This window comes from Sphingobium sp. 15-1, assembly GCF_013375535.1.
Classification (GTDB): Bacteria; Pseudomonadota; Alphaproteobacteria; order Sphingomonadales; family Sphingomonadaceae; genus Sphingobium; species Sphingobium aromaticivastans.
In genome coordinates this window covers 323372-348666 of the sequence record NZ_JABXJG010000001.1, presented here as the reverse complement: position 1 = coordinate 348666, position 25295 = coordinate 323372, and the positions used below count along the sequence as shown (strand labels likewise).

Annotated in this window: 22 protein-coding genes, 1 other RNA gene and 1 pseudogene; 3 read left to right on the top strand and 21 right to left on the bottom strand. The window is 66.0% G+C overall.

Going from position 1 to position 25295, the window contains the following annotated elements; translation table 11 throughout:
- Positions 1-30: 30 nt before the first annotated feature.
- From HUK72_RS01575 to HUK72_RS01515, 13 genes and pseudogenes are all read right to left on the bottom strand, one after another.
- The gene (locus HUK72_RS01575; protein ID WP_176595229.1) at positions 31-792 is read right to left on the bottom strand and encodes an A24 family peptidase; all 762 of its coding nucleotides are present in this window, start codon (positions 790-792) and stop codon (positions 31-33) included.
- Positions 789-1511, bottom strand: coding sequence for a type II secretion system protein N (gene gspN, locus HUK72_RS01570; RefSeq protein WP_176595228.1), 723 nt, complete (start codon positions 1509-1511; stop codon positions 789-791). Before gspN ends, HUK72_RS01575 begins: the two co-directional genes overlap by 4 nt.
- Complete coding sequence (gene gspM / locus HUK72_RS01565) at positions 1508-1996, bottom strand: type II secretion system protein GspM (RefSeq protein ID WP_176595227.1); 489 nt, start codon at positions 1994-1996, stop codon at positions 1508-1510. Before gspM ends, gspN begins: the two co-directional genes overlap by 4 nt.
- Complete coding sequence (gene gspL, locus HUK72_RS01560; protein ID WP_176595226.1) at positions 1993-3111, bottom strand: type II secretion system protein GspL; 1119 nt, start codon at positions 3109-3111, stop codon at positions 1993-1995. Before gspL ends, gspM begins: the two co-directional genes overlap by 4 nt.
- Positions 3108-4097, bottom strand: coding sequence for a type II secretion system minor pseudopilin GspK (gene gspK / locus HUK72_RS01555; RefSeq protein WP_176595225.1), 990 nt, complete (start codon positions 4095-4097; stop codon positions 3108-3110). The genes gspL and gspK overlap by 4 nt, the downstream gene beginning before the upstream one ends.
- Entirely contained in the window at positions 4090-4728 is a 639-nt protein-coding gene (gspJ, locus tag HUK72_RS01550) for a type II secretion system minor pseudopilin GspJ (RefSeq protein ID WP_176595224.1), read from the bottom strand. Before gspJ ends, gspK begins: the two co-directional genes overlap by 8 nt.
- A pseudogene (gene gspI, locus HUK72_RS01545) lies at positions 4725-5078 on the bottom strand (type II secretion system minor pseudopilin GspI); the annotation flags it as partial. The gene gspJ and the pseudogene gspI, both read right to left, overlap by 4 nt.
- Before the next feature lie 100 nt (positions 5079-5178).
- Positions 5179-5586, bottom strand: a complete 408-nt coding sequence (locus HUK72_RS01540; RefSeq protein ID WP_369805976.1) for a GspH/FimT family pseudopilin — start codon at positions 5584-5586, stop codon at positions 5179-5181.
- 157 nt (positions 5587-5743) lie between these two features.
- Positions 5744-6289, bottom strand: a complete 546-nt coding sequence (gspG, locus tag HUK72_RS01535) for a type II secretion system major pseudopilin GspG (protein ID WP_255325582.1) — start codon at positions 6287-6289, stop codon at positions 5744-5746.
- A 10-nt stretch (positions 6290-6299) separates the two neighbouring features.
- Positions 6300-7517, bottom strand: coding sequence for a type II secretion system inner membrane protein GspF (gene gspF, locus HUK72_RS01530; protein ID WP_176595220.1), 1218 nt, complete (start codon positions 7515-7517; stop codon positions 6300-6302).
- Positions 7510-9051: a type II secretion system ATPase GspE gene (gspE, locus tag HUK72_RS01525; RefSeq protein WP_218035995.1), complete on the bottom strand. Its 1542-nt coding sequence runs from the start codon at positions 9049-9051 to the stop codon at positions 7510-7512. The genes gspF and gspE overlap by 8 nt, the downstream gene beginning before the upstream one ends.
- 71 nt (positions 9052-9122) lie before the next feature.
- Positions 9123-11303, bottom strand: coding sequence for a type II secretion system secretin GspD (gene gspD / locus HUK72_RS01520; RefSeq protein ID WP_176595219.1), 2181 nt, complete (start codon positions 11301-11303; stop codon positions 9123-9125).
- Positions 11300-12130 carry a type II secretion system protein N gene (locus HUK72_RS01515; RefSeq protein WP_176595218.1) on the bottom strand — a complete coding sequence of 277 codons (831 nt, stop codon included), beginning with the start codon at positions 12128-12130 and terminating at the stop codon, positions 11300-11302. Before HUK72_RS01515 ends, gspD begins: the two co-directional genes overlap by 4 nt.
- A 169-nt stretch (positions 12131-12299) precedes the next feature.
- On the opposite strand from HUK72_RS01515, the gene HUK72_RS01510 reads away from it, so the two are divergent.
- The gene (locus HUK72_RS01510; RefSeq protein ID WP_336950848.1) at positions 12300-12947 is read left to right on the top strand and encodes a 2OG-Fe(II) oxygenase; all 648 of its coding nucleotides are present in this window, start codon (positions 12300-12302) and stop codon (positions 12945-12947) included.
- Positions 12948-13020: 73 nt separating this feature from the next.
- Here the strand turns inward: HUK72_RS01510 and HUK72_RS01505 are convergent, their stop codons facing one another.
- From HUK72_RS01505 to ssrA, 5 genes are all read right to left on the bottom strand, one after another.
- Entirely contained in the window at positions 13021-14469 is a 1449-nt protein-coding gene (locus HUK72_RS01505) for a CHAD domain-containing protein (RefSeq protein ID WP_176595216.1), read from the bottom strand.
- 172 nt (positions 14470-14641) lie between these two features.
- Positions 14642-17326 carry a TonB-dependent receptor domain-containing protein gene (locus tag HUK72_RS01500; RefSeq protein ID WP_176595215.1) on the bottom strand — a complete coding sequence of 895 codons (2685 nt, stop codon included), beginning with the start codon at positions 17324-17326 and terminating at the stop codon, positions 14642-14644.
- Positions 17327-17414: 88 nt separating this feature from the next.
- Positions 17415-19004: a hypothetical protein gene (locus tag HUK72_RS01495; protein WP_176595214.1), complete on the bottom strand. Its 1590-nt coding sequence runs from the start codon at positions 19002-19004 to the stop codon at positions 17415-17417.
- A gap of 303 nt (positions 19005-19307) precedes the next feature.
- The gene (locus HUK72_RS01490; RefSeq protein ID WP_176595213.1) at positions 19308-19688 is read right to left on the bottom strand and encodes a tetratricopeptide repeat protein; all 381 of its coding nucleotides are present in this window, start codon (positions 19686-19688) and stop codon (positions 19308-19310) included.
- 290 nt (positions 19689-19978) lie between these two features.
- Positions 19979-20336, bottom strand: a transfer-messenger RNA (tmRNA) gene (gene ssrA / locus HUK72_RS01485).
- 23 nt (positions 20337-20359) lie between these two features.
- On the opposite strand from ssrA, the gene HUK72_RS01480 reads away from it, so the two are divergent.
- On the top strand, positions 20360-21112 hold the full coding sequence (locus tag HUK72_RS01480; protein WP_176595212.1) for an NRDE family protein: 753 nt from the start codon (positions 20360-20362) through the stop codon (positions 21110-21112).
- 231 nt (positions 21113-21343) lie between these two features.
- Positions 21344-21931 carry an aminodeoxychorismate/anthranilate synthase component II gene (locus tag HUK72_RS01475; RefSeq protein WP_176595211.1) on the top strand — a complete coding sequence of 196 codons (588 nt, stop codon included), beginning with the start codon at positions 21344-21346 and terminating at the stop codon, positions 21929-21931.
- A gap of 202 nt (positions 21932-22133) precedes the next feature.
- On the opposite strand, the gene tnpA is transcribed toward HUK72_RS01475, so the two are convergent.
- From tnpA to HUK72_RS01460, 3 genes are all read right to left on the bottom strand, one after another.
- Complete coding sequence (gene tnpA / locus HUK72_RS01470) at positions 22134-22622, bottom strand: IS200/IS605 family transposase (protein ID WP_255325581.1); 489 nt, start codon at positions 22620-22622, stop codon at positions 22134-22136.
- Between the two features lie 152 nt (positions 22623-22774).
- Complete coding sequence (locus tag HUK72_RS01465) at positions 22775-24160, bottom strand: HAMP domain-containing sensor histidine kinase (RefSeq protein ID WP_176595210.1); 1386 nt, start codon at positions 24158-24160, stop codon at positions 22775-22777.
- The gene (locus tag HUK72_RS01460; RefSeq protein WP_176595209.1) at positions 24160-25257 is read right to left on the bottom strand and encodes a DUF2336 domain-containing protein; all 1098 of its coding nucleotides are present in this window, start codon (positions 25255-25257) and stop codon (positions 24160-24162) included. Before HUK72_RS01460 ends, HUK72_RS01465 begins: the two co-directional genes overlap by 1 nt.
- Between the last annotated feature and the right edge of the window lie 38 nt (positions 25258-25295).

The following is a 25295-nucleotide window of genomic DNA, read 5'->3' as shown; positions in this document are numbered from 1 at the left end:
TCACTGCATCGTGAAAATTCTCTGCGCGGGTCATGCTCCGGCTCCGGTGGCCAGCACCGAAAGCCACCAGCCCGGCACCGCCGCCGCCGCCAGGAAAGTGCCCAGCGGCACTCGCGTCGCGCCGTCGACCGACCGGCCCGCCGCTATCGCCGCCAAAACGGCCAGCAGCCCCAGGCTCGCCGCCAGCAGCAGGATGAAGGGCAGCGCCTGCCAGCCGAACCACGCCCCCAGCGCGCCCAGCAGCTTGGCATCGCCCAGCCCCAGCCCTTCCCGGCCCCGCACCCGCCGATAGCCGAGCGCGACGAACAGCAGCGTCAGATACCCCGCCACGGCGCCGATCACGCGGTCGCCCATCGCCGCATTGGTGGTCCAGAGGCCGATGGTGAAGCCCAGAAACGCCAGCGGCAGGGTCAGCGCGTCGGGCAGCCAGAAATGCCGCTTGTCCAGCACCGCCAGCGTCAACAGCAGCCAGCCGAGCAGCGCCCAGCCGATGCCGCCCAGGTCGGGCGCGAAACCAAGGGCCAGCGCACCGACGATCGCGCAGCCCGCCTCGATCCGCCCATGCAGCGGATCGATCGCCGCGCCGCAGGTCCGGCAGCGTCCGCGCTGCACCAGTGCGCTCACCATGGGGATGAGGTCGATGGCGCTCAGAACCCGCCCGCACCCGTCACAGGCCGACCGCCCGCGCGCAACCCCACGCCCTTGCGGCCAGCGCAGGATCAGCGTGGCGAGGAAACTTCCGGCCATGGCCCCCGCTATGCCGCTCAGCAAGGCGGGAAAGACGTGGATCACAGCGTTCCTTCGACCTTCAGCACGCGCACGCCCCCGGCATCGGCAAAGCCCGCCTTGGCCAGCGCGCCGCCCAGGGTCGCATCCGCCGTCTCTACCCGCATCTCCGCCACATAGCGGCCCGAGCGCCAGATGCGCAGATTGACCTTCTCCAGCCCCGACTGGCTGACCAGCGGCAGCAGCAGCGCCTCTCCATCGCAGCTCGCCACGCCCGAAAGGCCCTGCGTCAGATTGAGGCCCGGAAACTGCCCGGCCATCTGCGCCCGCACCCGCCCTTCGGCATGGCCGCAACGCTCGCCGGAGAAATAAGCCGACACGTCCTCCATCACGAAGCTGCTGACCGGCAAAGGCGCAAAGGTCCGCCCCAGCGGCACGGCGCCCGTCACGTCGTCGATCCCGATCCGCCCGATTCCGACCGTCAACGCTCCGCTCAGATCATCGGCCGCGCCGTTGCGCCGCCAGATGTCGAACCGCGCCCGCCCCACCGGCAGCGACAAGGGCGAAAGACCCGCATGGACCGATCCCAGCGAGGTCGTGCCCAGCATCAGCCGGTCGATCCCGCCGCTCCACACCGTGCCCTGCACTTCGCGCGCGGCCACGCCCAGCCGCTCCAGCCCCGCCATGCCGAGCGCGATGCGCATCGGCAGGAAAAGGAGGAAACCCAAGGCAAAGAGCAGGATCAGGGCCAGGCGCATCCGGCGCGAGAGCGACAGGCCCATCATTGCCCCCCGCCCCGCACCAGCACCGCCTGCACCGACACGCTGCCCGCCGTCGGTGACGGCCGCGCGCTCATCGTCTCGACCCGCACGCCTTGCGCCTCCAGCGCCGCCAGCCAGGAAAACAGCGCCACCGGCCGCACCGACGCGATCGCCATGTCCAGCCGGTCCGTCCCCTGCGCCTGCGCCCGTTCCAGCGTCAGCCCGGCCTCGCCCGCGCTCTGCCCGATGAACTGATCCAACGGCACGCCCGCATCGACGGTCCCGGATGAACGCGGCAGGGATTTCAGCAGCTTCACCTTGGCCCGGATGGAAGCATTGCGGTCCGTCGCCTCACGCAGCGCATCGCGGGCCGAGCGCTGCGCGCCATCCAGCGGACGGAACACCCCCAGCCACAGGATCACCAGCGCCAGCAGCGCGAACATCGCGCCCAGCATCCATTGCTCACGCGGGGAGCGCTCGCTCCACAGGATCTTCAGACGTTCCATCATGACCGCACCGTAATGTCCGCCAGCATCCGCCCGCCGGGGTCCTGCGAAGGCGTCGCCGTGATCGTGAAGCCGGCCGCCTGCAAAGCGAGCAACACGCTGTTGATGTCCTCCATCTTCGCCGCCGCCAGCGTCGCCCGCACCATGCCGTCAGGGTCACGCGACAGCGCGGTCAGCGACACGCCCGGCACATCCTGCAACGCGTTCAGCACCCCCGCGACCGGCGCGGTGAAGGCATAGCCCCCCGCCCCGCGCACCGCGAGCTGGCGGTCCATCTCCGCCTCCGCCTGCACCGGATCGGTCGCGCCGGGGACCACCTGCCGCGCCAGGGCCAGGCTTTCCGCGTCCAGCCCGCTCGCCGCGACATGCTGCTTGGCCAGCCCCACCAGCGCCATCAACAGGCTGACGAGCAGGATCAGCCCGCTCCAAAGCATGATCCGCCCCAGCGTCCGCTTGTCGAACGAGTGGCGCACCCGTTTGGCGAAATCGCCCTGCCGCAGATCGAGCGGCGGCGCGTCCAGCGCGGCGATCGCCCGCGCATCGATCTGCTCATGCGGCACGTCGCGCACCGGCGCGTCACCGATCAGCTCCGGCAGCGCGAGATCGCCCGCCAGGGCGACATCCACGCCGCGCAGTACCGGCACGCCGCCGATCAAGCCGCGCTGATAGCCATCCTGCGCCTCCGGCAGCAGCAAGGGCGCCGGGACGATGATGTCGGGGTCCAGCCCATGATGCTGCGCCCAGAGCAGCCAATGCTGCATGTCGGCCCGCGCCGCCACCGCGACCAGATGCGGCCGCGCCGGATCGTCATTCTCATTGGCGGCCGCGAAAAGCTGATCGGCGGGCACGATCCCGCCGGCCAGCGCCGCCAGCCGCGCCGCCGCCCGCCCCTGCCGCGCGGGCAGGTCGGGATAGCTTGCCGCATGCAGCGTCACCAGAGCGGCCGGGGGCACCAGCATCACCGTCATGTCGTCCGGCAACGCCGCCAGCCCGCAGGCGGCCAGCCAGTTCGCGCCCGCGCCCGTCTGCACCACGGCGCCGTTCGCCACGCGCATCCACAGCGGCTCGGCCCCCGGCTCCTCGGCCAGCGTCACGATCAATCCCTCGCTCTGGCTCACGCGCCGGTCCCCCAATTGCGGCGTATCAGCATGGCCGGACTGTGCCGCGCATCGATCAGCGCCCGTTCGACCACCTGCGTCCCCCCGACATCCACCGACACTTCCACTCCGAAAAATCCCGTCGTCAATTTGACCTGATTCGCCGCTTCCTCCAGCGGGTTCAATCCCGCCCGGGCCAGCACTCCCCAGAAAGCCACCGTGCTGCCATATCCCTCCGCAGGCCGCTGCGCCAGAAACTGCCGCGCCTGCGCGACACTCAACTGCCCCTGCATCAGCATGGCGAAAAGCGGCACCTGATCGGGCAGCAGGGTATTGATGTTGATGGGCGACAGATCCGCCGTCGGCAAGGCGCACACCCAGGGCCGCGCCAGCCCGTAAATGGCCGGCGTCACCCCATGCACCGCCCGCAATTCGCTGGGGTCGACCATGAAGCGGTTCGCCGCGCGATAGGGCCGCGCCGCCTGCGCATAGGTCTCATCCTCCGCCCCGCCGGGCTGGGGCACGGCGTCCGTGTCGATCCAGTCGGCCAGCGAAGCCGCCGCCACCTGCGCCTGCCGCGCGTCGACGCCCAGCGCCTGCAAGAGCGCCTGGAATTGCGACACGCCCACCGGTCGGACCTTCAGATCGGCCTCATTCTCGCCCGCCACGACGCTGTTGAGGTTGAAGCAATTGCCGCCGTCCGTCACCCGCGCCGTCGCCATCCCGCCCGGCACCGAAATCGCCTGAGGCGTGCCCATCCAGTTCCCGGCGAGCGTCGTCTTGCCCGGATTGGCCGCCACCAGGTCACCGATCCGCAGCCGCGCAATCTCGACCCCGGCATCGGCAAAGGCCCGCGCCTGATCGACCGCGCCGCCATTGCCCGTCATCCGCGTAGCCAGCGCCAGCCGCTCCAGTGCGGTCGAGGCGACCACCGCCATCACCGCCACCAGCAGCAGCACCGTGAGCAGCGCCGCTCCGCGTTCATTGCCGTTCCGAGGATCAGCCACTGGCGGCCTCTCCTTCCAGCTTCTCCACAGGGCCCGGCCCGACCAGGAAGCGCAACGTCACCGGGGGCTCGCCCGTGCGCGTCACGGTCATCTCCACGGCGCGGGGCATCAGGTCGGGCTGGGTCGGCGCCCATTCGTCCCGCCAGTCGCCTTTGGCGTCGCGGAAGCGCAGCGCGACATCCTCGACATGATCCAGCAGCGCTGCTGGTTCGTCGCCTGCCGCGCCGTCCACCTGCGCATAGGTCCGCCGCTCCAGCCGCCCTTGGCGCACCCAATATTCGACCTTCTGCAAGGAAGGCCGCGGCAGATCGCCCAGATTATCCCAACCGCCGCGCACGAACTGGAGCATGGGTAGGCTCTCGCCCTCGCGATGCGACCAGAAAGCGGGCGCCAGCGTCCCCGCTTCGGTGCGGCTGATGCGCGGGACCGCCTGCCCCAGATCGGCCGCGAGCGCGCCGCCCGCCCGCTGCACCGCCGCCATGTCGTCCAGGCGCAGCTTGATCTGCGCCTGCGCCGACACGCTGTTGCCCAGCAGCAGCACCCCCGCCGCTGCGAGCATGGCAAAGATCATCAGGGCGACGAGCAGTTCGATGAGGGTGAAGCCGCCTTCGGCGCGGGGGGTCTGCGTCATGGCACTGCCCGCACGAAGCTCAGCACCACCGGCGACGATCCGGCCTGACCGTCGACGGTCAGATTCACCTGCAACAGCCGCTTGTCGTCGGTCGCCTTGACTTCGCGAGTCCAGTGCCAGCGGCGGCCGCCATTATCGGCCTCGCCCTCTTCCTTGCCGAGCGAAGGCGGGGCGGGATCGGTCTGCACCTCCACCATCAGGTTGCGCGCTATGATCTGGCCCATGGCTTTGCTGTCGAGATCGGCGGCAGTGTGCAGCGTTACGCCCTGTAAGCGCACCAGAGCCAGCGCGGCGAGACTGAACACGGCCAGCGCGACGAGCATTTCGAGGAGGGTGAAGCCTCGTTCTTGGGCACGCCGTGCTCCTGCGAAAGCAGGAGTCCAGTCCCACCGTCCGAACTGGGTTCCTGCCTCCGCAGGAACACGGAGCTTGGGCGGCAAGGAAACGAATTTACCCACCGACCATGACCTTCCCGGCCATGTCGACCGAAATCGACACCCGCTCGCCCTCTCGCGCCAACGTCACTGTCATGGGATCGGTCGGCAGTCCTGTTCCGTCGAAGCCGATCTGCTGCCGCCCATCCTTGCCGACCAGCGCCCGCGTGCCGCCTTTCCAGTTGGCGGTGAGGAAGGGCTTGTCCTCAAGCTCCACCCATTGGCCCCCGTCGCGGCGCTGGAAGCCGTAGCCCGAAGCCGAAACCCAAACCCCCATGGGCCGCGAGGTCACGACCGCTTCGTCGCGCGCAGCGGCAATGCGCGCGGCGAAGCGGTCGGCATCCTCGATCACCCGCCCGCGCGGATCGGGAATGGCCAGCACGACCGCCGCCGAAATGAAGCCAATGATCGTCAGCACGACCATCAGTTCGATCAACGTGAAGCCGTGTTCGGCGGAACACCGCAGGGGCGTGAAGCCGTGTTCGGCGGAGTGTTTCAAAGGCATGAAGCCGCTGCACCCATCTCCGTTCGGGCTGAGCCTGGCGAAACCCCTGCCCGAACGGGGTGAGGCGGCTCTCGCCTCAAAGCTCGCTGGAAGTGATGTCGGCATTCTCGTTCTCGCCGCCCGGCTGGCCGTCCGCGCCCAGCGAACTGATGTCGAACGCGCCCTTCCGGCCCGGCACGGCATAGGCATAGGGCCGGCCCCAGGGATCGTTCGGCAGCTTCTTGATATAGCCGCCGCGCCGGTAACGCTGCGGCTGGGTCAGCGAGGCGGGCGGGCTGATGAGCGCCTGCAGGCCGTCCGTGGTCGAGGGATAGGTCAGATTGTCGAGCCGATACTGCTCCAGCGCCTGTTCGATGGTGGAGATGTCGGCCTTCGCCTTCTCGACCCGCGCCGTGTCGGTCGCCGGGATGACGTTGATCGCCACGATCGTCGCCAGCAGGCCGATGATGACGATGACGACCATCAGTTCGACCAGCGTGAAGCCAGCTTCGCCAACCCGTTCCTCCACCTCGTCATCCCGGCGAAAGCCGGGATCCCGCTTCTTCCTTGAAGGCGTGGCATGTCGAAGAAAGAAAGCGGGATCCCGGCTTTCGCCGGGATGACGGGTGAAAAGTTGACGCATAAACACTCCTTCAAGCCCCCGTAAGGCTCTGCAATTGCAGGATGGGCAGCAGGATAGACAGGATGATGACGGCGACAATGCCGCCCATCAAAATGATGATGAGCGGCTCCAGCATCGCCAGCGCGGTGGAGGTGAAGCTGTCGAACTCCCGCTCCAGATAATCCGCCGCCCGTTCCAGCATCGTGTCGAGCCGCCCGGCGCTTTCCCCGCTCGCCGCCAGATAGACCAGCAGTGGCGGAAACACGCCCGCCCGCCGCAAGGCCGCCGACAGGCTGCCGCCGCCGCGAATAGCCTCGACAATCTCCTCCGAAGCCTGGCGCAGCACCCGGTTGTGGACGGTCTGGGTGGTGAGCGACAGCCCCTCCATCAGCGGCAGGCGGCTCGCCACCATGGTCGAGAGCGTCCGCGCCATCCGCGCCGCATGCAGGTCGCGGATCAGCCGCCCCAGCAGGGGCAAACGCAACAGCATGGCATCGAAGCGATAGTGGAAACTCTCCACCTTCATCGCCCGCCAAAAGCCGAGCCCCGCCAGCCCGATCAGGATCAGCAGCAGCCACCAATAGCCCGCGAGAAAGGCCGAAACCGCCATCACCATGCGCGTCAGCAGCGGCAATTGCTGGCCCACCGTATCGAACTGCTCGACCACCTTGGGCACGACGAAGATCATCAGCGCGGCGACCACGCACACCGCGAAGGCCGCCAGCACGCTGGGATAGGCGATGGCGGTCAGCACCTTGGACCGGATCACCGCCTGCCGCTCCATCAGATCCGACAGCCGCTCCATGATCGTCGGCAGGCTGCCCGAACTCTCGCCCGCCGAGACCATCGCCCGGTAAAGCGCGGGAAAGCTTTTCGGCTCCGCGCCCAGGGCGTCGGCCAGGCGCCGCCCTTCAAACACGCCTGAATGCACCTTGCCGACGATGGCGCGGACATGCGGCTGCTCGCTCTGCCGCCCGATGGTGCGCAGCGATTCCTCCAGCGGGCTGACCTGGATCAGCGTCGAGAGCTGGCGCGTGAACAGGGTCAGTTCCTTGGCCGACAGGCGCGGCGCGCGCAGCGACAGGCCCGCCCTTTTGCGCGCCTTTTCCGCCGCGCCCGGCTCGATCCGCACGATGAACAGCTTGCGCCCGTCCAGCCGGGCGCGGGCATCGTCCATCGTGTCGGCCTTGACCGAGCCTTTACGCTCCTTCCCCGTGGGGTCGATCGCGATATAGTCATATTCAGCCATCAGCGATGGTTTCCGCCTCCGCCGCATCGCGCCGGGACACGCGGATGGCTTCCTCCGCCGTGGTCTGGCCGTCGCGCACCAGCGCCCGCGCCGCCGACCCCAGATTGGGCACATTCAGGAAAGCATGGCGCGCGATCAGCGATTCATCGCCGCCGTCATTGATCAGGCGACGGATCGTGTCATCCACCCGGATCGCCTCGAACACGCCGATCCGGCCCTTGTAGCCGGAGCCGTTGCATTCCTCGCATCCCCGCGCCCGGTAGATGATCGTGCCGGGGTCGAAGCCCAGCAGAGCGCTGGCCGACTTATCCGCCTGTACCGGCTCGCGGCAATGCTGGCACAGCCGCCGCACCAGCCGCTGCGCGATCACAACGCGCAGGGTGGAGGCGAGCAGGAACGGCTCCACCCGCATGTCGCGCATCCGCGTGATTGCGCCCACCGCGTCATTGGTATGCACGGTCGAGAGCACCAGATGCCCGGTCAGCGACGCCTGTACGGCGATCTCCGCCGTCTCCCGGTCGCGGATTTCACCGACCATCACCACATCGGGGTCCTGGCGCAATATCGCCCGCAAGCCCGCCGCGAAGGTCAGCCCCACCTTGGCATTCACCTGCGTCTGGCCGACGCCCTCGATCGCATATTCGACCGGGTCTTCCACCGTCAGGATATTGCGCGTTCCGTCGTTGAGCTGCCGCAGGCCCGCATAGAGCGTCGTCGTCTTGCCTGACCCGGTCGGCCCGGTGACGAGGATGATGCCGTTCGGTTCCTGCAAGCCTTCCCGGAAAATCCGGTCCGCCGCGCCCGCCATGCCCAGCAGGTCAAGGTTCATGCCCGCATTCTCCTTGTCGAGAATACGCAGCACCACCCGCTCGCCCGCCCGGCTGGGCAGGGTCGACACGCGCACGTCGAGCAATTTTCCGCCCAGCGTCAGCCCGATCCGCCCGTCCTGCGGCACGCGCCGCTCCGCAATGTCGAGCCGCGCCATGACCTTTATGCGGCTGACCACGACCGGCGCGACGTGCGGCGGCATGCGCAGCGTCTCGCGCAGCACGCCGTCGACGCGCATCCGGACGATCAGGCCGGTCTCATAAGGCTCGATATGAATATCCGACACGCCCTGCCGCGCCGCCTCGGCAATGATGCCGTTGATCAGGCGGATCGCGGGCGCATCGTCGGCGCTGTCGAGCAGATCGTCCGCCGTCGGGATGTCGGCGGCGAGAATGTCCAGCTCGTCCGCGCCGACGTCGAGCGATCCGGCCATGGCGGCGGCGCTGCCCTCCATCGCATAATGATCGGACAGGTGCCGGTCGAACTGCGCGGCGTCGACGAAGCGCACGTCGAAGCTGCGCGCCAGATGCCGCCGCACTTCCAGCAGGATGCGCGGATCGCTGCCCTCACGCACGGCGATGGTCAGCCGTTCGCCCTCCAGCGGCAACATGACCACGCCATGCTTGCGCGCAAAGACATAGGGTATGTCGACGGCGCGCGGCGCGATATGCGGGGGGATGCCACCATCGTGCTCCTGCGCAGGCAGGAGCCCAGGTGGGGAAAGCGCAATCTGGCCCTGGGCTCCTGCCTGCGCAGGAGCACCTTGTTCCTTGTCATTCACGGCTTTGCCTCACTTGGCAGAACGGGTCGCACCACCCCGCTCGACTGACGGGCGGTCGGTTCGATGATCTCAGCAGGCGGCTGCACCACGGCATCGCCCGGCTGCGGCGCGGCGGCGGGCGGGGTCGCGCCCATATAGTCGCGCACCAGCTCGTCGATGCTCGGCTCCTGATCCGGATTGCGCTGCAACTGCATGCCGCGAATATAGCCGTAGCGCTGCTGCGTCAGCTTCTGCGCATCTTCCTTCGACCGCAGGATCGTCGGCCGGATGAAGACCATCAGGTTGGTCTTGGTCCGGCTCTTGCTGCGCGACTTGAACAGCTCGCCAATGCCGGGAATGTCGGACAGCAGCGGAATCCGCTCGATCGTCTTTCGCTCATTGTCGTCCAGCAGGCCGCCCAGCGCCAATATCTCGCCATCATCGACCGTCACGGTCGTCTCGATCTCGCGCTTGTTGATGATGAGGTCGCTGTTGCCGTTGGAAACCGGCCCGGCGACGCTCGACACTTCCTGCTTCAGAAACAGCTTGATCGCGCCGCCGGTGTTGATCTGGGGCTTCACCTCCAGCTTGATGCCGACATCCTGCCGCTGCACCGTGCGGAACTGGTTGTCGAAATTCTGGGAAAGCGCCTCGCCCGTCGTGACCGGCACCTGCTGGCCGACCAGGATCGACGCCTTCTGGTTATCCAGCGTCATCACCGAGGGCGTGGAGAGGATATTGCTGTCGGTGTCGGACTTCACCGCATTGATGATCGCGCCGAACACGCCGTTCCGCCCAAGCGAGGTCGCCACCCCGCCGAAGCCGCCGGTCGCGTTCATGATGCTGTCGACCGCCGCCTGCTGGAGCGTGTTGGCAAGGTCGCCATTTTCCCGCGTCCTCGTCTCCGTCCGGGTGCCGTCCGGCGCCACGACGGTGGTCGTCGTCTCGCCCAGCCGGTCGGCGGCGATCGCGCCCGCCAGCGTCAATATATTGGGCGAAGCGTTGGAATAGTTGGTCGCGGCGAAGCCCGTCTTGGTGCTGCCGATCAGGAACTGCACGCCCAGCTTCTTGGCGGCGGCGTCGCTGATCTCGACGATGATCGCCTCCACCAGCACCTGTTCGCGCCGGGTGTCGATCTGGCGGATCGTCTCGCCCAGCATCCGCTGCACGTCGCTGTTGGCGGCAACGATGATCGCATTGGCGCCCTCATAGCGGGTCACGATGGCAGGTCCCCGCGTCGAAATCCCGCTGCCGCCCGATCCGCCCGCGCTCGCCACCACTGCCGAAGCCGCCGCCGGCACGGCCAAAGGCGCGCCGCCCGCCGCCGGAGTCGATGCCGTCACCGGCGAACTGGTCGCCTGCCCCACCAACTGCTGCAACACCGGCAACAGCTTCTCCGCATCGGCATGCTCCAACCAGTAGACGCGGATTTCGGTCCCGCTCGCCGCCTGGCGGTCCAGCTCCCGCGCCATCTGCGCCAGCCGCGCCACCGTTCCGGCATCGCCCCGGATCGCGACGGCGTTGCTGCTGTCGATCGGCACGATGGTCGCGGGCTTCGCCGCCCCTTCCCCGCCGGTTGTCACCAGCGCCTGCAACGAGGTCGCGATCTCCCGCGCCCCGGCATTCCTCAGCACGACCGTCGTGGTGGAGGCCGTATCCCGGTCGATCCGCGCAATCACCTGCCGGATGCGTCCGATATTGTCCGCATAGTCCGCCACGACCACGCTGTTCCCGGCCCGGTTCGCCGTCACGGAGCCATCCTTGCTGACAAGCGGGCGCAGCGTTTCCAGCGCGCTCGCCGCGTCGATGGAGCGCAGGCGGAAAACCTCCGTCACGAACTGGTTGCGATTGGCCGCCCGGCCCACGGCGCTGGGTTGCCCCGCCGCCCCGTCCGCCGGCTGGATGCGATAGGCTCCGCCCGGCGCAGGCACCGCCACCAGACCGTTCGCCCGCAGGGTCGACAGGAAAATCTCGAAATATTCGGAGCGCGACAAGGGCCGGTCCGTCACCACCGAGACCTTCCCCGCCACGCGATTGTCGATGATCAAGGTCCGCCCCGTCACCCGCGCCGCATCCTGGATGAAGGCCCGAATGTCGGCATCGCGCACGTTCAGCGTCTGCTGCGCCATGACCGGCGATGCGATGGGAGCCGCCAGAGCGAGAGCCATGGCGGCGGAAAGGAGGAATTTTCTGGTCATTGGCCTTGCAGTGTCAGGTTGACCGAGGATGTGGCGGCGCCACGCTCGACCGTCAGGGAAATGCGCGCGCCGGGCATGATCTTGCCCTGCAGCGCCTGAAGATCGCTCACCGATCCGACCGGCTGGCCGTCAATCTGGGTTACGATGTCGCCGGGCTGGAAACCGGCATTCTGGAAACCCGGCCCCTTGGCCGTCAGGATCAGGCCGGTCACGCGCCCATTCTGCATCCGGGGGGTGTAGCCGACGTCGCGCTTCAGCATGTCGGCGGTCGGATTGTCCATCCCCTTCACCGGCGAAGGCGGCGAACCGGCGGGCGCTCCGCCGTCCGGCACGGCAGTCGGCGCGGGCTGCGACTGGTCGAGGAAAACCTGCTCCTCCGCCCCGCCCCGATCGATGGTGATATGGTCGAAGGCCACGGCCTTCAGCACCACGCCGGGCATGATCTCCTCACCCACGACAAAGCTGTTCTGCACCCCGTCGGGTCCGGCGACGATGGCCGAGCCTTGCCCGGAGCCTTCATTCAACCTGATCCCATAGACGGTCAGCGCCAGGGAGGTCACGACGCCCCCGCCCGGCTGTTGCGGCCCGCTGCGATAAAAGGGGTCGAAGCCGGAAAACAGCGCCTGTCGCTCTGCGACGGACAGGAACTGCGCCTGCCGCCCTTCCCACGGGCCGAAACTGCCGACGGGCGTCAGCACCGCCCAGATCAGCCCCGCGCATTGCAGCGCCAACAGGCCCAGCAACAGCTTCTCGACCAGCGACAGCCAGTCGATCGGCCGCAGCCGTCCGCTCATATTCCGGATATTATCGCTGAAAGCCACACGCATGCGCGTCGTTGATCCCCCTTGATACCGGCGCCTGCTAGGAAACTGGTCTTACTACCGAATGACATTCTTGTGACGCTTTGATGACAATCGCAACGCCGGAAACGACGGTGCTTGCATTTCAAGCGGCCAGCGATAGCAACGGTGCGATTTCCGCATCTTGGACTCCATGATGGCCATCAGCCCTCCCCCCTCCGCCCCGGACGCCAACCCCGCCTGGATCGCCGCCCATCCCCGCGTCCAGCGCGTGCCTAGCCGCGATCTCACCCTGTTCATCCAGCGCGATTTCCTCTCGGCGGAGGAATGCGCGGGCTTGATCGACCGGATCGACGCCCACCGCCGTCCCTCCACCATCGCGGACGCCAATGGCGATGGCTATTTCCGCACCAGCGAGACCTGCAATCTGGACGGCGCCGATCCCTTCGTCGCGGCGATCGACGCGAAGCTGGCGGCCTTTGCGGGCATCGATCCCGCCCATGGCGAACCGATCCAGGGCCAGCGCTATGCCATGGGGCAGGAATTCAAGGCGCATACCGATTATTTCGAGTCCAAAGGCCCCGATTTCGAACGGTTTTGCGCGGTCGCGGGCAATCGCACCTGGACTTTGATGGTCTATCTGAACGAACCCGCGGCGGGTGGCGCGACCCGCTTCGTCAAGATCGGCAAGACGGTGCAGCCCGAAACCGGCAAGCTGCTGGCCTGGAACAACCGGCTAGGCCCCGGCGCCTATAATCCCGCGAGCATCCACCACGGCATGAAGGTCCGCAGCGGCGTCAAGCATGTCATTACCAAATGGTATCGCGAGCGGCCTTGGATTTAGCGGTGATTGGGAGTTCGTCACCCCGGACTTGATCGGGAGTGACGGAATAGAAATGGCCGAAAATGCCCATCTTTCACCAAAACCGCTTCGCCTCCACCAACGCTTCATGCGCCTCGGCGGCGGCGGCGATGAGCTTCCGCTTCTTCTTCGGGCGGACCCGCGCATCTTCCTCCCCGCACAATCCATATTTCGCCAACAACCCCGGCGCGGCGACCAGATCGTTCAAATCACCCAAGACGGTCTGCATCTCCTCCAGCGCCGCGATGAACTTCGCCTGCCGCCGCCGCTGCTTCCGGTCCGCAAACAGGCCGGCGAAAAATTCGGAGGCATAGCGCAGCTTCTTGGCGTCCTTGCGCACCTCATGCCGCGCCTCGTCGGTCAGCTCGGCCAGATGCGCGCCCCGCTTCGCGATCCGCTTGTGCAGCCGCCGCGATCGCCACGCCGCGAAATCCGCCGCCGATTCAGCGCGCAAGAGCTGCTGATCCTCCCCAACCTGACCCGCGCCCAAAGTCAACCATTCGACCAGATCGATCAGCAGCCCGCGCACCCGCGCCGATTCCAGCCATTGCCCGACCCGGCCATGCGCTTCCGCCCGCGCGGCATCCAACCGCTCGCGCATCTCCTCCACCTCCAGCCGCCCGGCGAGCACGTCCAGATTGCGCGCCTCGCCCAGCATGGCCGCCAGCCATTTCAGCTCACCCTGGAAGCGCGCGACATCCGCCTTCGCCAGTATCGGCCTGAACAGCCAGAAGGCCGACCGCAGCCGCCGCACCGCCACCCGCGCCTGATGCAAGGCCTTGGCGTCATAATGATCGAGCAGCAGCGCCTCGTTCAGCCGGTAATGGCGCAGGCAGCTTCCCGCGATCCGCAAAAAGGCCTCTTCCGCCGTCATGGAGGGATCGAGCGCCACAGGCTCCGCCTTCATCAAGGCGGCGACCGCGTCGCGCAGCCTGTAGCCTCTTTCGGCCTTGGTCAGCACGCCTAGCCGCACCGGAATCTCCGCATCGATCCGCCGGGCAAAGAGGAAAAGAGCATCGGGCGCGCCCGATTTCAATTCCAGCTCAAGCTCGCAGATCGGCGCCTGGCGGTCGCCCGCTATGGCCTGCCCCCGGTCGAGCACCAGCTCGATGGCCGCGCCGTCCTGCTCGACGATCCATTTCCGCCGCTCGACATCGACATGAAAGGCGGGTTCGATGGCATGCACCGCCTCCCCCAGCAGCGCCGCGACCGGCGTCCGGGCATCCAGCACCGGCACATCGTCCGCGACCGGCATTTCCCATTCCGCCCGCGCGAACAGCCCGGCCCCGCCTTCGCCATCGGCCTTGACCGTCTGCACCCGCTCGCCCTGCGACCGCCGGATGCGCAGGCTGATCCCGCGCTCCGCCAGATCGCGGCCGGCCGTATCGAAATAGATTGCGTGCAATTGCGCGACATCGCTGTCCGCCGGAAGGAAGGCCAGCCGCCCGAACGCCTCCGCCGCGTCGGGCGCCAGTTCCAGCTTCAGTTCGACTTCCCGTTTCACCCGCCGCCTCCACGCACTCCAGGATCATGGCGGGGGCCATGATCGGGGCCGATGAAGCGCAGCCTTTACCATGAACCCGCCGGGCGAGCCAATCGTTCCAGAATCAGAATGGCCGATCCGCGCCATGCGGATCGGCCATTCCTTCCCCTGCCGGAAACCGGAGAGGATATGTTCAGAAGGCGACGGTCAGCGACGCGGCGATGGTCGTGCCGATCTTGTACCGGTTATAGAACACCTTGTTGCCGTCCAGTTCCTGGAATTCCTGGAACTTGCGGCCGGTGATGTTGCGGGCTTCGAACTTCACCTCGCTGTTGATGCCGCCGGGTAGCTTCACGCCCTGCCGCGCCACGAAGTCCAGCGTCAGGCCCGGCTTTTCCTTGATGTCGGGCTGAAGGTTCGGACCACGGCTGGTCACGCGGGGGCTGGCATAGGTCAGCAGCAGCGTCTGTTGCGACAGCCTGTCGGTATCCTCCAGGCCGATCTGGAAGTTCACCAGATGATCCGACTGCCCGGTCAGCGGCACGCCGTCCTGGAAATAGTCCGACGCCGCCGACAACGGCCCGGTGGTGTAGCTGTAGGGGATGGTGGTGTCGCCGTCGCTCACCTTCAGCTTCGACTTGGTATAGGTGTAGTTGCCGATCAGCACGATCCGCCGGGTCTGGAAGAAGGCGCCGTCCGACACGCCGTCCAGCGGCAGATATTTCTGCGCCTCGATCTCCGCACCATAAAGCGTCGCTTCGGGCGCATTGGCGAAGCTGGTCGTCACGTCATATTTGTCGTTGATGGTGGTGTAGGTTTCGATCGGATTGTCGATCTTCTTCCAGAAACCCGCCAGCGTCAGCCGCTCATCGCGGCCCATATACCATTCGGCCCGCGCTTCGGCGTTCCACAATATGCTGTCCTGCAGGAACGGATTGCCGCGATAGAAGCGGTTGGATTCCGTGTCGATATAGGGCTGCGCGATCAGTTCGCGGAACTGTGGACGGGCGATGGTCTTCGACCCGCTGATGCGGAACTGAAGCCCCTTGGACGCTTCGAACGTCACCGTCGCGGCGGGCAGCCAGTAGCTCTTGTCGATCTTGTTCACCGGCGTCACGCCCGTATTGTAGACATCGACGCCCGTGACCGACTGCTGACCCTTTTCATAGCGCACGCCCGCGTCGATGGTGACGCCCGGCAGCGGTTCCGCCTTCACCTGGCCATAGCCGGCATGGACGCGCAGCGCGGCGTCATAGACCGGATAATTGCCGGAAAAGTCGAGCAGCGTCATGTCGTAGAGCTGGATTGCCGCGTCCGACAGCAGATAGTCGGGCCGCATCTGCTGCGCCCCGATCGGCAGATTGGTCGCATCGAAATGCAGTTCATAGCGGGACGAACTGCGCTTCGTATCGCTAAAGGCATAGCCCGCCGTCAGCGTCAAGGCAGGCGAGAATTTGTAGCTGAGGTCAGCGCCCGCCGACCACAGATCCTCGGTCAGATCGCTGAAGGTGATCGACGCATCGCCGCGCTGGCGGTTGAGCGCGTTGATGAAGCGATCCCCCACCGGATCGATGGCAAGGGGGCGGTTGGTGCGCACATATTCGAACTCGCGCTCATAGGGCGCCTCGCGCTGCGAATTGGCATAGCCGCCGCGCACGTCCAGGCTGAGGGCATCGCCCAGCTTGAACTCACCGACCAACTGCGTGTCGATCAACTGCCGCTCATACCAGGCGGTGTTCTGCTTCATATAATCCGCGCCCTCGATCTCGCCATTATTCTGGCCGAGCGAAAGCGCGCCGCGCTTCAACGTGTCGCGGATATAGACATTGGTCCAGCGGAGCTTCTGGTCGCCCAGTTCCAGCCCGACGCCGAACAGCGCGTTGACGGTGACTTCATTGTCGGTGTTGACCTGCGTGCCGGTCTTGCCCGGCGCCTGGGTCAAGTCGGTCGACGCCTGCTGAAGCGTTTCGCGCGTCCGCCACTTGTTGCTGTAGGAGGCGGTCAGCAACAGCCCCATGCGCCCGTCGCTGCCGACGTCGAAGGAGGTGCCGCCGTTCAGCGACCCGGAGAAGTTGAACGGCAGGCTGTTGGTCCGCTGCAACACCGAGGTCTTGGCGTTGAGGAACTGCATCGAGATCGCTTGCAAGTCGCTGCGCGGAATGTTCGAGAAGGGCACGCCGCTCTTGAACGCCTCCGCCAGCAGCGGCGGCACGTCGCGGGAACTGTCGTCGAAGCCGGTCCAGTCCGACTTCGCTCCATAATAGGTATAGCCAAGCTGGCCCGAGGTTTCGGTATTGGCGGAGCTGCCGACGCTCAGTTCCAGATAGCTTTCGACCGGAATCGCCTTGGTGGTGAGGTTGATCACGCCGCCGCCAAATTCGCCGGGGAAGTTGGCCGAATAGCTTTTCTGCACCAGGGTCGAGGCGATCACGCTGGTCGGGAAGATGTCGAGCGGAACGACGCGCTTCAGCGGTTCGGGGCTGGGCAGCGGCGAACCGTTGAGCAGCGCCAGCGAATAGCGGTCGCCAAGCCCGCGCACATAGACATAGCCGCCCGACACGACCGAAAGGCCGGTCACGCGCTGGAGCGAACCGGCGATGTCGCCCTCGCCCGTGCGCTTGATGTCGGCGGCGGACAGCACGTTCACCACCTGCGGCGCGGCCTGCGAGATGTTGCTGGTGCGGCGGCCAGTGACGATGATGTCGGAACCGGGAATGGAAACGTCGACCCGGCCGGCCTCGGCATCGGCTTTCTCGGATGCGGTCGGCGTGCCCGACGTGACGGGCGGCGTGGGCGCGGCATTCTGGGCCATGGCCGCAGGCGCGACCAGCGCGGTGGAAATCAGGAGCAGGCGCGCCATGTTCAGCGGCTGTGACATGAAAATGTCCCCCAAAGGAATATAGTGCAAAGAAGGCGGGGAAGCGCCGAATGCACGCTTCCCCGCCCCTGTTGAGGTCAGGAACCGATCAGGTGGTCGGGATGGCCGTGCAGTTCTTGCTGCTGCTGCCGAAGCTCGCCGTCACCGAGTTGCAGGTCCAGCCCGCATACCAGGTGTCGTTGCTGTCCTTCACCGCGCCGACATAGTTGGTGGTGGTGAAGTTGCTGTCGACCGTCTTGGGGTCGATCGCGGTGCGGGCGGTTTCGGTCGCGCCGTTGATGAACAGGCTGGTCAGCGACGGCGTGTAGCTGAAGCTGCTGTTCGGATCGGTCGTGAAGATCGACTGGACCAGCGCCACGTCCGCGCCGCCCGTGCCCTTGAACGGGGTGGCGTTGCACTGCATCACCACCGACAGGTAGCGCGGCTTGCCCGCGTCCTGCAGCGCGGCGTCGGCATCGCGCACGGTCGACGCGCTGTTGATGCGCAGGCAGCTCTGGTCGGGGCTGACGATGATGCCGTTCACCATGGCCAGGTCGGCGCCGCCGCGCAGCATCATGGTCGCGCCATCGTCGCCGGTGTTCGACCGCTGGATGTGGGTGAAGTTGGCCACCTTCAGATATTGGCGGGGCAGCGCGTCCTCGCTCGCATTGCTGTTAACGGTCGATCCGTTCGAGTCCGTCTCGGTGAAAGTGTCACCGATATTGGCGTTGGCGCGCTGGATCGAGATGATGAACTGCGCCGTGCCGCGGAAGCCCACGTCGGTGTCCAGATTGTCGTCCTCATTGCCGGTCAGCACCAGATATTTCATATGGGTCGAACCGCCGAAGACCTCGATACCGTCGTCGGAGCTGTTGTGGACCTGGATATGGTCGATCTGCGTGCCGGTGCCGACGCCCGAGGGGGTCAGGCCCTGCAATTCCTTGCCGTTGGCCAGCACGAAGCCCGAATAGCGGATCTGGACATAGCTGAGGCGGCCCGAATTGTCGGCATCGTCAGCGCCGCCGTAAATGGCGTTGCTGGTGCCTTCGGTATCACGCGTACAGGCGGTGGTGCCGGGCGCGGCGGCGGGCGCGTCGCAATCGGTGATCTTCGCGCGGCCGAGCAGCACGATGCCGCCCCACTGGCCCGAAGACTGGTCGGTCGCGGCGCCGGTGACGTTTTCGCGGCTGGTGAAGACGATCGGGCTGGCGGCGGTGCCGACGGCGTTGATCTTGTTGCCGCGATTGACCGCCAGATAGGCGTTGCCGGTGCTGGCGAAGACCACCACGCCCGGATCGATCGACAAAGTGACGTTGGAACCGGTGCTCGCGGCGCCCTGATCGGTGCCGACATCGACGCGGCCGGGCAGCGAGTAGATGACGCCCGCGGTCTTCGCGATCGCCGTCGTGCTGTTGAAACGGGCGGGGAAGGCGCAATTGCGCCAGGTGTTGCTGCCGTCGGTGATGGTGCCCAGATCCTGCAACTGGTCGGAACCAGCGATCGTCGGGCAACCCGAAGCCGGCGTCACCGCCGTCGGAGTAGGCGTCGGCGTGGGGGTCGGAGTCGGCGTCGGGGTGGGCGTCGGCAGGACGATCGTGCCCTCGCCGGGCGAAGCGATGTCGTCAGCGCCGCAAGCGCTCAGCGCCGCGCAGGCGCAGCCCGCCATCAGGATGGTCTGGATACGGTTAATCTTGGCCATGTCGTCTCCGCTCCGGCCCAGGCCGGCTTGTGATGGGATGCGGAGCGCAAGGGGAATGCGAATCGGACAACGCCCCCTGTCGCCCTCCGAGGGGGCAGCTAGGGCGCGTAGATGACAGCGTGATTTTGATTTCGTGACGGATTGGCGTCTTAAAAATGACGGTTTGAAGACTCTTGTTTCATTTGCATGACAGGGTGGAAGACGACATCGCCCGGGATCGCGCATGCGCCGCATAAAGCAGGGGCGCCACCCTTAAGGATGACGCCCCCTCTCCCTGCACCCAGGGCTTTCGCCATGCTATTTTCAGCGCATGGCGTATTGCGCTTCCAGACGGCCCATCGCCCGACGCGCGATGTCGCGCGAGGAAGATTCATTGCCGTCGGCCGTCACCAGCAGCGAATCCGGCGCGAACCGGGCAGCCTTGTAAGCCGCGCGCGCCGCCTTCATCTTGCCCATGCCGGCATAGGCGTTACCAAGGTTGATGAGCCTTGCGGGATCGTTGGCCGCGTCGGGACGCACGACTTCCAGCCGCTGCGCCGCATGGGCATAATCGCCCGAGACCAGCGCGCCGGAGGCCAGGCGGCCATCAGGCACGCCCACCACGACAACCTCGTCAGGTGCCGCGAAAGCCACGGTCGACGAAAAAGCCAGCGCCAGACCGAAAGTCGCAGCCACCATCTTCATCCCGATTCTCCCCAAAAAAACCTTCTACAATAGCGCTGAGTATTTCACTTTGATGACATGGGGACAAGACTGGAACAAAGGCAAAAAAAGGATTTTTATCTCTTTTAAAACAATATCTTATAAATTTTACGCAATAGTGTCATAAAAGTGTAATCGAATGAATGAGTTACGCGGCGCCCGATTCGAATCGCAAAAGGGCGCAAGACGATCCATGGACCGCGCGCCGGGAAAAATCCGAAAATGTCATGAAGGTCCGGAGGGTTCTGTTGCCCGGCCCCTCCGGCGGCCGCTGAATTCCCTTCTGTTGCCCGGTGGGTTCAACCGCGTTCTTTTTGAGTAATGTCCGGCCGTGAGGCCATCAATTACGCAGCAAGAGCAAGAGCCTCGTTATCGTTGGCACTTACGTGTTTTGAACCTTTTTACGGCGTACTCAGGCCGGGTGAAAATATCGCTTTTCAACACACGTCGATCCTAGTTCGGCCCCGTCAATCACCCCGCCCAACCCATCAAGGTCAACGGGATAAATGGTGGAGCCGCCGGGTACCGCCCCCGGGTCCGCTGCGCCTATTGCACGACACGATTTATCACCATAGCCGGGCGAACCCGGCACGGGCCTATATGGAGAGGCGCGGACCGTTTATCAAGCCGTCGCGCATAGGGAGGGAAACGGCATGTGCATCATGGCAATGGCTTGGAAAGCGCATCCGCGCTGGCGGCTGATCCTGATCGGCAATCGCGACGAGCTGCACGCCCGCCCCGCTGCGCCGCTCGCCCGCTGGGAGAAACCCGATCATCTGATCGCCGGTCAGGATTTGCTGTCCGGCGGAACATGGCTGGGCGTGTCGGAACAGGGCCGCGCCGCCATCGTCACCAACCTGCGCGGCTATGGCGACCCCAAGCCCGACCGCGCGTCCCGCGGGGCGCTGGTGACGGACCTGCTGGCAGGCCGCGAGGCCGCCCCGTTGGATGGCTTCAACCCCTTCAACCTCATCCTGATCGAAGGCGACCAGGCCCATTTCCTCACCAACCGGCCTGCTCCCTTGCGCACGGATCTCACTCCGGGACTTTACGGTCTTTCCAACGGCACGCTCGACGCGCCCTGGCCGAAGACGCTGGCGCTCAAATCCGCCCTGCTCGACTGGCTGGTGGCGGGAGCTGACGATCCCCTCTCCCTCTTCGACACCCTCCGGTCGGAAAGCCTTCCGCACGCAGGCATCGCACCCGATACGCCGTCTGACGTTCCGGCCGAGGCGCTGATCTCCCCCATCTTCATCCGCAATCCGGCGTACGGCACGCGCTGCAGCACGGTCATCGCCATTGATGCGGAAGGTCATGGCACGATCAACGAACGCCGTTTCGATCCGGACGGCGTGCAGACCGGGGAAACCGGTGTGACTTTCAATTGGCCTGCTGGAAGCCGATGACGGGAAAGGGCCAATTGCTGCCGTCGGGCGATACGTGCTCCTGCGCAGGCAGGAGCCCAGTCCTGCCCTTAGTGGATCATCGCACCGTTTGAACTGGGCTCCTGCCTGCGCAGGAGCACGGTGCATTTCTAGGAAACAGTGCAACTAGATCGTCCGCTTCCCACCCAAAATCGCCATCGTCCGAAAATCCCGACCCTTCCCCAACCCCCAATCCCGCGCTAAAGCCGCTTCATGATCCTCGTCATCGACAATTACGACAGCTTCACCTGGAATCTGGTCCATTACCTCATGGAACTGGGCGCGCAGGTGGAGGTCGTCCGCAACGACGCCATTTCCGCCGGCCAGGCCCTCTCCACCGGCGCGCAGGCCTTCCTGCTGTCCCCCGGCCCCTGCACCCCCAATGAGGCGGGCGTCAGCCTGGACCTCGTCGCCGCCTGTGCCGATGCAGGCGCTCCGTTGCTGGGCGTGTGCCTGGGCCACCAGTCGATCGGTCAGCATTTCGGCGGCAAGGTCGTGCGCGGCGGCCTGATGCACGGCAAGACCTCCCCCGTCAGCCATGACGGCACCGGCCTGTTCGAAGGCCTGCCCTCGCCCTTCACCGCCACCCGCTATCACTCGCTGATCGTGGAGGACATTCCCGACACGCTGGTCGTCAACGCCACCAGCGAGGACGGATCGGTCATGGGCTTCCGCCACCGCGACCTGCCGATCCACTCGGTCCAGTTCCACCCGGAAAGCATCGCCACCGAACATGGCCATGACATGCTGGCGAACTTCATGCGGATCGCAGGCATCCCGGTTCGGGACGCCGCCGCCTGAAGCGGCTTCACGTCAGGCCCTGGGCAAATTCGGAATGTCGGGAAATGGCCAATAGCGGACATAAGCTGCCCCTGCCTTATTCGTCATGCTGAACTTGTTTCAGCATCCATTTCTCCCCACGAACCGAGGCTCAATCCGGAGAAATGGACCCTGAGCCGTAGGCCAGCGCAGCTGAATAACTGACCGGCTGACGCCGGTAGGATCATGCGGAGGGGCTGAAGCCATTTTTGTGGCCATGCTTGTCGAGATAACGCAGGATGGTGTCATCGGTGATGTTGCCGGATGTCGTCGAGAAGTAGCCCCGCTGCCAGAAGCGTTGGCCCCAGTAGCGCTTGCGGATATGCTCGAACTCCTGCTGGATCTTGCGCGATGACCTGCCCTTGGCGCGCCGCACGAAGTCGCTGACCGAGACGTGGGGCGGTATCTCGACGAACATGTGGACGTGGTCGCGAGACAATACGCCATGGACAATGGTCACGCCCATCTCGGCGCAGACCTGTCGGATGATCTCGCGCACCCGCAGGCGTACCTCACCATGGAGCACCTTGAACCGATATTTAGCTTTGCTGAACTTCGTTTCGGCGCCCAGACCAGATGGTAGCGATGATGAAATGTTGTGTGACAACCGCTGCTGTAGCCCATAGCCTGTACCCTCGGAGAAAAATGAACTCTCGCCCTTCGGGCTGTTCATTTTTCTCCGAGGGTACAGGCTACTGGCCGAGTCTGTGGCTGAAGCCAGTATCCGACTGAAGTCGGAGGGGTTTCTCCCGATGGAGGACTCTAAACAAGTTCAGGGTGACGATTATGGCGATAGCAGGAAGCTGCCCTCTCCAGACCTTTCGCTCAGACCTCCCCCAAAGCCGGAAGCAAAAGCATGAACCGCGCGCCCCCGTCAGGCGCGTCATCGATGCGGATGTCCCCATCCATCGCCCGAGCCAACCGCCGCGAAATATAAAGGCCCAGACCGCTGCCGCCCGCATCGCTGCGGCCCAATCGCTCGAACTTGTCGAAGATGCGCTCGCGGCTCTCGACGGGAACGCCGTCCCCCTGGTCCAATACCGCGATCCAGGCCTGACCAGCGTCCCGACCGGTCTCGATCCGCACGGTCGATCCTTCGGGCGCATAGCGCACCGCATTGCCGACAAGGTTCATCAATATCTGCAAGGCCCGGCGAAATTCCCCGATGGCAGGCTCCTTCGCCTCCGCCGGGGGCGCCGCTATGCAAATGCTCCGATCCAGCGCCTTGACCAGAAACAATCCCGCCGCCCGCCGCCCTATGTCGGCCAGATCCAGTTCCTCGGCGGTCACGCTGAAATCCGGCCGGTCGATCGCCTGAAGATCGGCCAGATCGTCGATCAGCGCCATCAGATGCCGCCCCGCCGCCGATATGTCATGGGCATAGCCGACATAATCGGGCCGCAACGGTCCTTCCAGTTGCGCGCCGATCGAATCCGCATTGGCGATGATCCGGCCCAAAGGTTGGCGTAAGGACCGGTCCAGCCTCTTCCCGAATTCGGCCGGATAGAAGATCGCCGGTTCCGGCGCGATGCGCGGCGCCGTCACGGCGCGATCCAATGGCAGCGCCTTGCCGCGATAGCCCACCAACTGTCCAGCCAGATCGAACATCGGAAAGCCCGACAGCATGAAGCGCTGCTCTGCATCGCCGCTCAGCGCCGCCGCCTGATCGCGAAAGGCGCGCCGCTGGGCAAAGCCGCGCAGGATCGCCAGATCGCCATCCCTGTCCGGCCGCAACTCGAAATAGCTGGTGAAGCGGCTGCCCGGCACAGGCGGGGCCGAAGGCAGCGCGCCCTCGTCGCCAAAGCCCTCCAACACCATCTGAAACCGCAATTGCGTGTCGATCTGCCATGTCCAGCCATCCGACAAGGCAGCGATGTCGGTATCGCGCCGCGCCAGATCGACCGGCGCGACAGCGGCCTGCCGCTCATGCCAGTCGATGACGGCAAGCTGGACCAGGCCCGCGTCCGGCTTGGCGCGGACCCACATGTCGATGTCGCCACGCTCCGCCGCCGCGACGACGGGCCGCGACAGCGCGATTCCCAAATGTCCGGCCAGCCGCGCCATCGCCGCCAGTTGCGGAATCGCCAACGCGCTCCCCAGATCGCCGCCCGCCTCCTGCTGCAAGGCGAGCAAGGGCGCATCCGCACTCAGCAGCCGGCCATCCGCGGCGACCGTCGCCCGGATGACGGCGGGATGCGCCGGCATGTTCATCAGCCGCTGATCCGCCGCAGATGATCCAGCTTGGCCCGCAGCGCGGCGGGCGCGCGCAGGGCCCCCACCGCCGCATCGGCCTGCGCCACGGTCAGATCCTGGTAGCGCGCCGCTTCTCCAACGATCGCCGTATCGGACAGGGACGGCCGCACTGGCCGCAGCGCCATCAGCAAATGCCGGTAATCGGCGTCCGATCCCCCCAGGGCGCGGCAAAGCGCCGCGACCTGGCCCACTGGCGCCATCACCAATATGTCCGCGACCTGCGCGCTTTCCATCCGCAACCGCCGTCCGGCCAGCGCGGCGAACAGCAGGAATTGCCGCTGCCCCAGCGCGGTCCCCATCAAATCCGGCGCATCGGCCCGATCGCCCAACTGACGAACCAGGCGATCCGCCGCCGCGATCGGCCCCGTGGCTTCGTCATGCCGCGTCAGCAAATGCTGCCCCGCCGCCTCCATCAGCGGCACCACCGCCTCCGGCTCGATCACGCCGCTGCGCTGGACGATCGCCGCCAGGCAAGCCCCGGCCGTCCACAGCAGTTCCGCGAAAAAGCCCGCCGGCAGATCGGGCTGCATCGGCTGATCTTCCGCCGCCGTCATCAGCCAGCGCCCCTCGGCCAGCATCAACGCCGCCAGCGCCTCCCCCAAAGCGGGGTCGTCGGCGGGGAACAGCGCATCCGCCTCCGATTCGCCGCCCGCATGACCGTCGGGACCGCCAAATTGCCGCAGCATCAGGCTGACCCCACCGCGCATCTGCATATGGGCGAGCAACGCCGGTCCCAGCAGGGTCGGCTGCGCGCGCAGGGTCGGCCAGCAGACCGGCTGCGGCCATTGCGCCAGAGCCTCCGCGATTTCAGGCCTTTCCTCCAGCGCCAGCCGCAATCCGATCTCTATCGCCGTCAGGCATCCGCCCAGATGCCGCCGGGTTTCCGCCACCAGCGCATCGTGCCGGTCCCGCCCCTCATCGGGAAAGAAAAACGCCAGATCAATGGCATGACCAACGGGAACGGCGGACATGCCCGCCATGACTTGCGCCATCGGCCAGCAGTCCGCCTGGGTCGGTCCGATCAGGGACGAAAAGGCACTCATATCGGCCAGCATAAAGGCACGTCGTTAAAATGCACTAAACCGTAACGAGC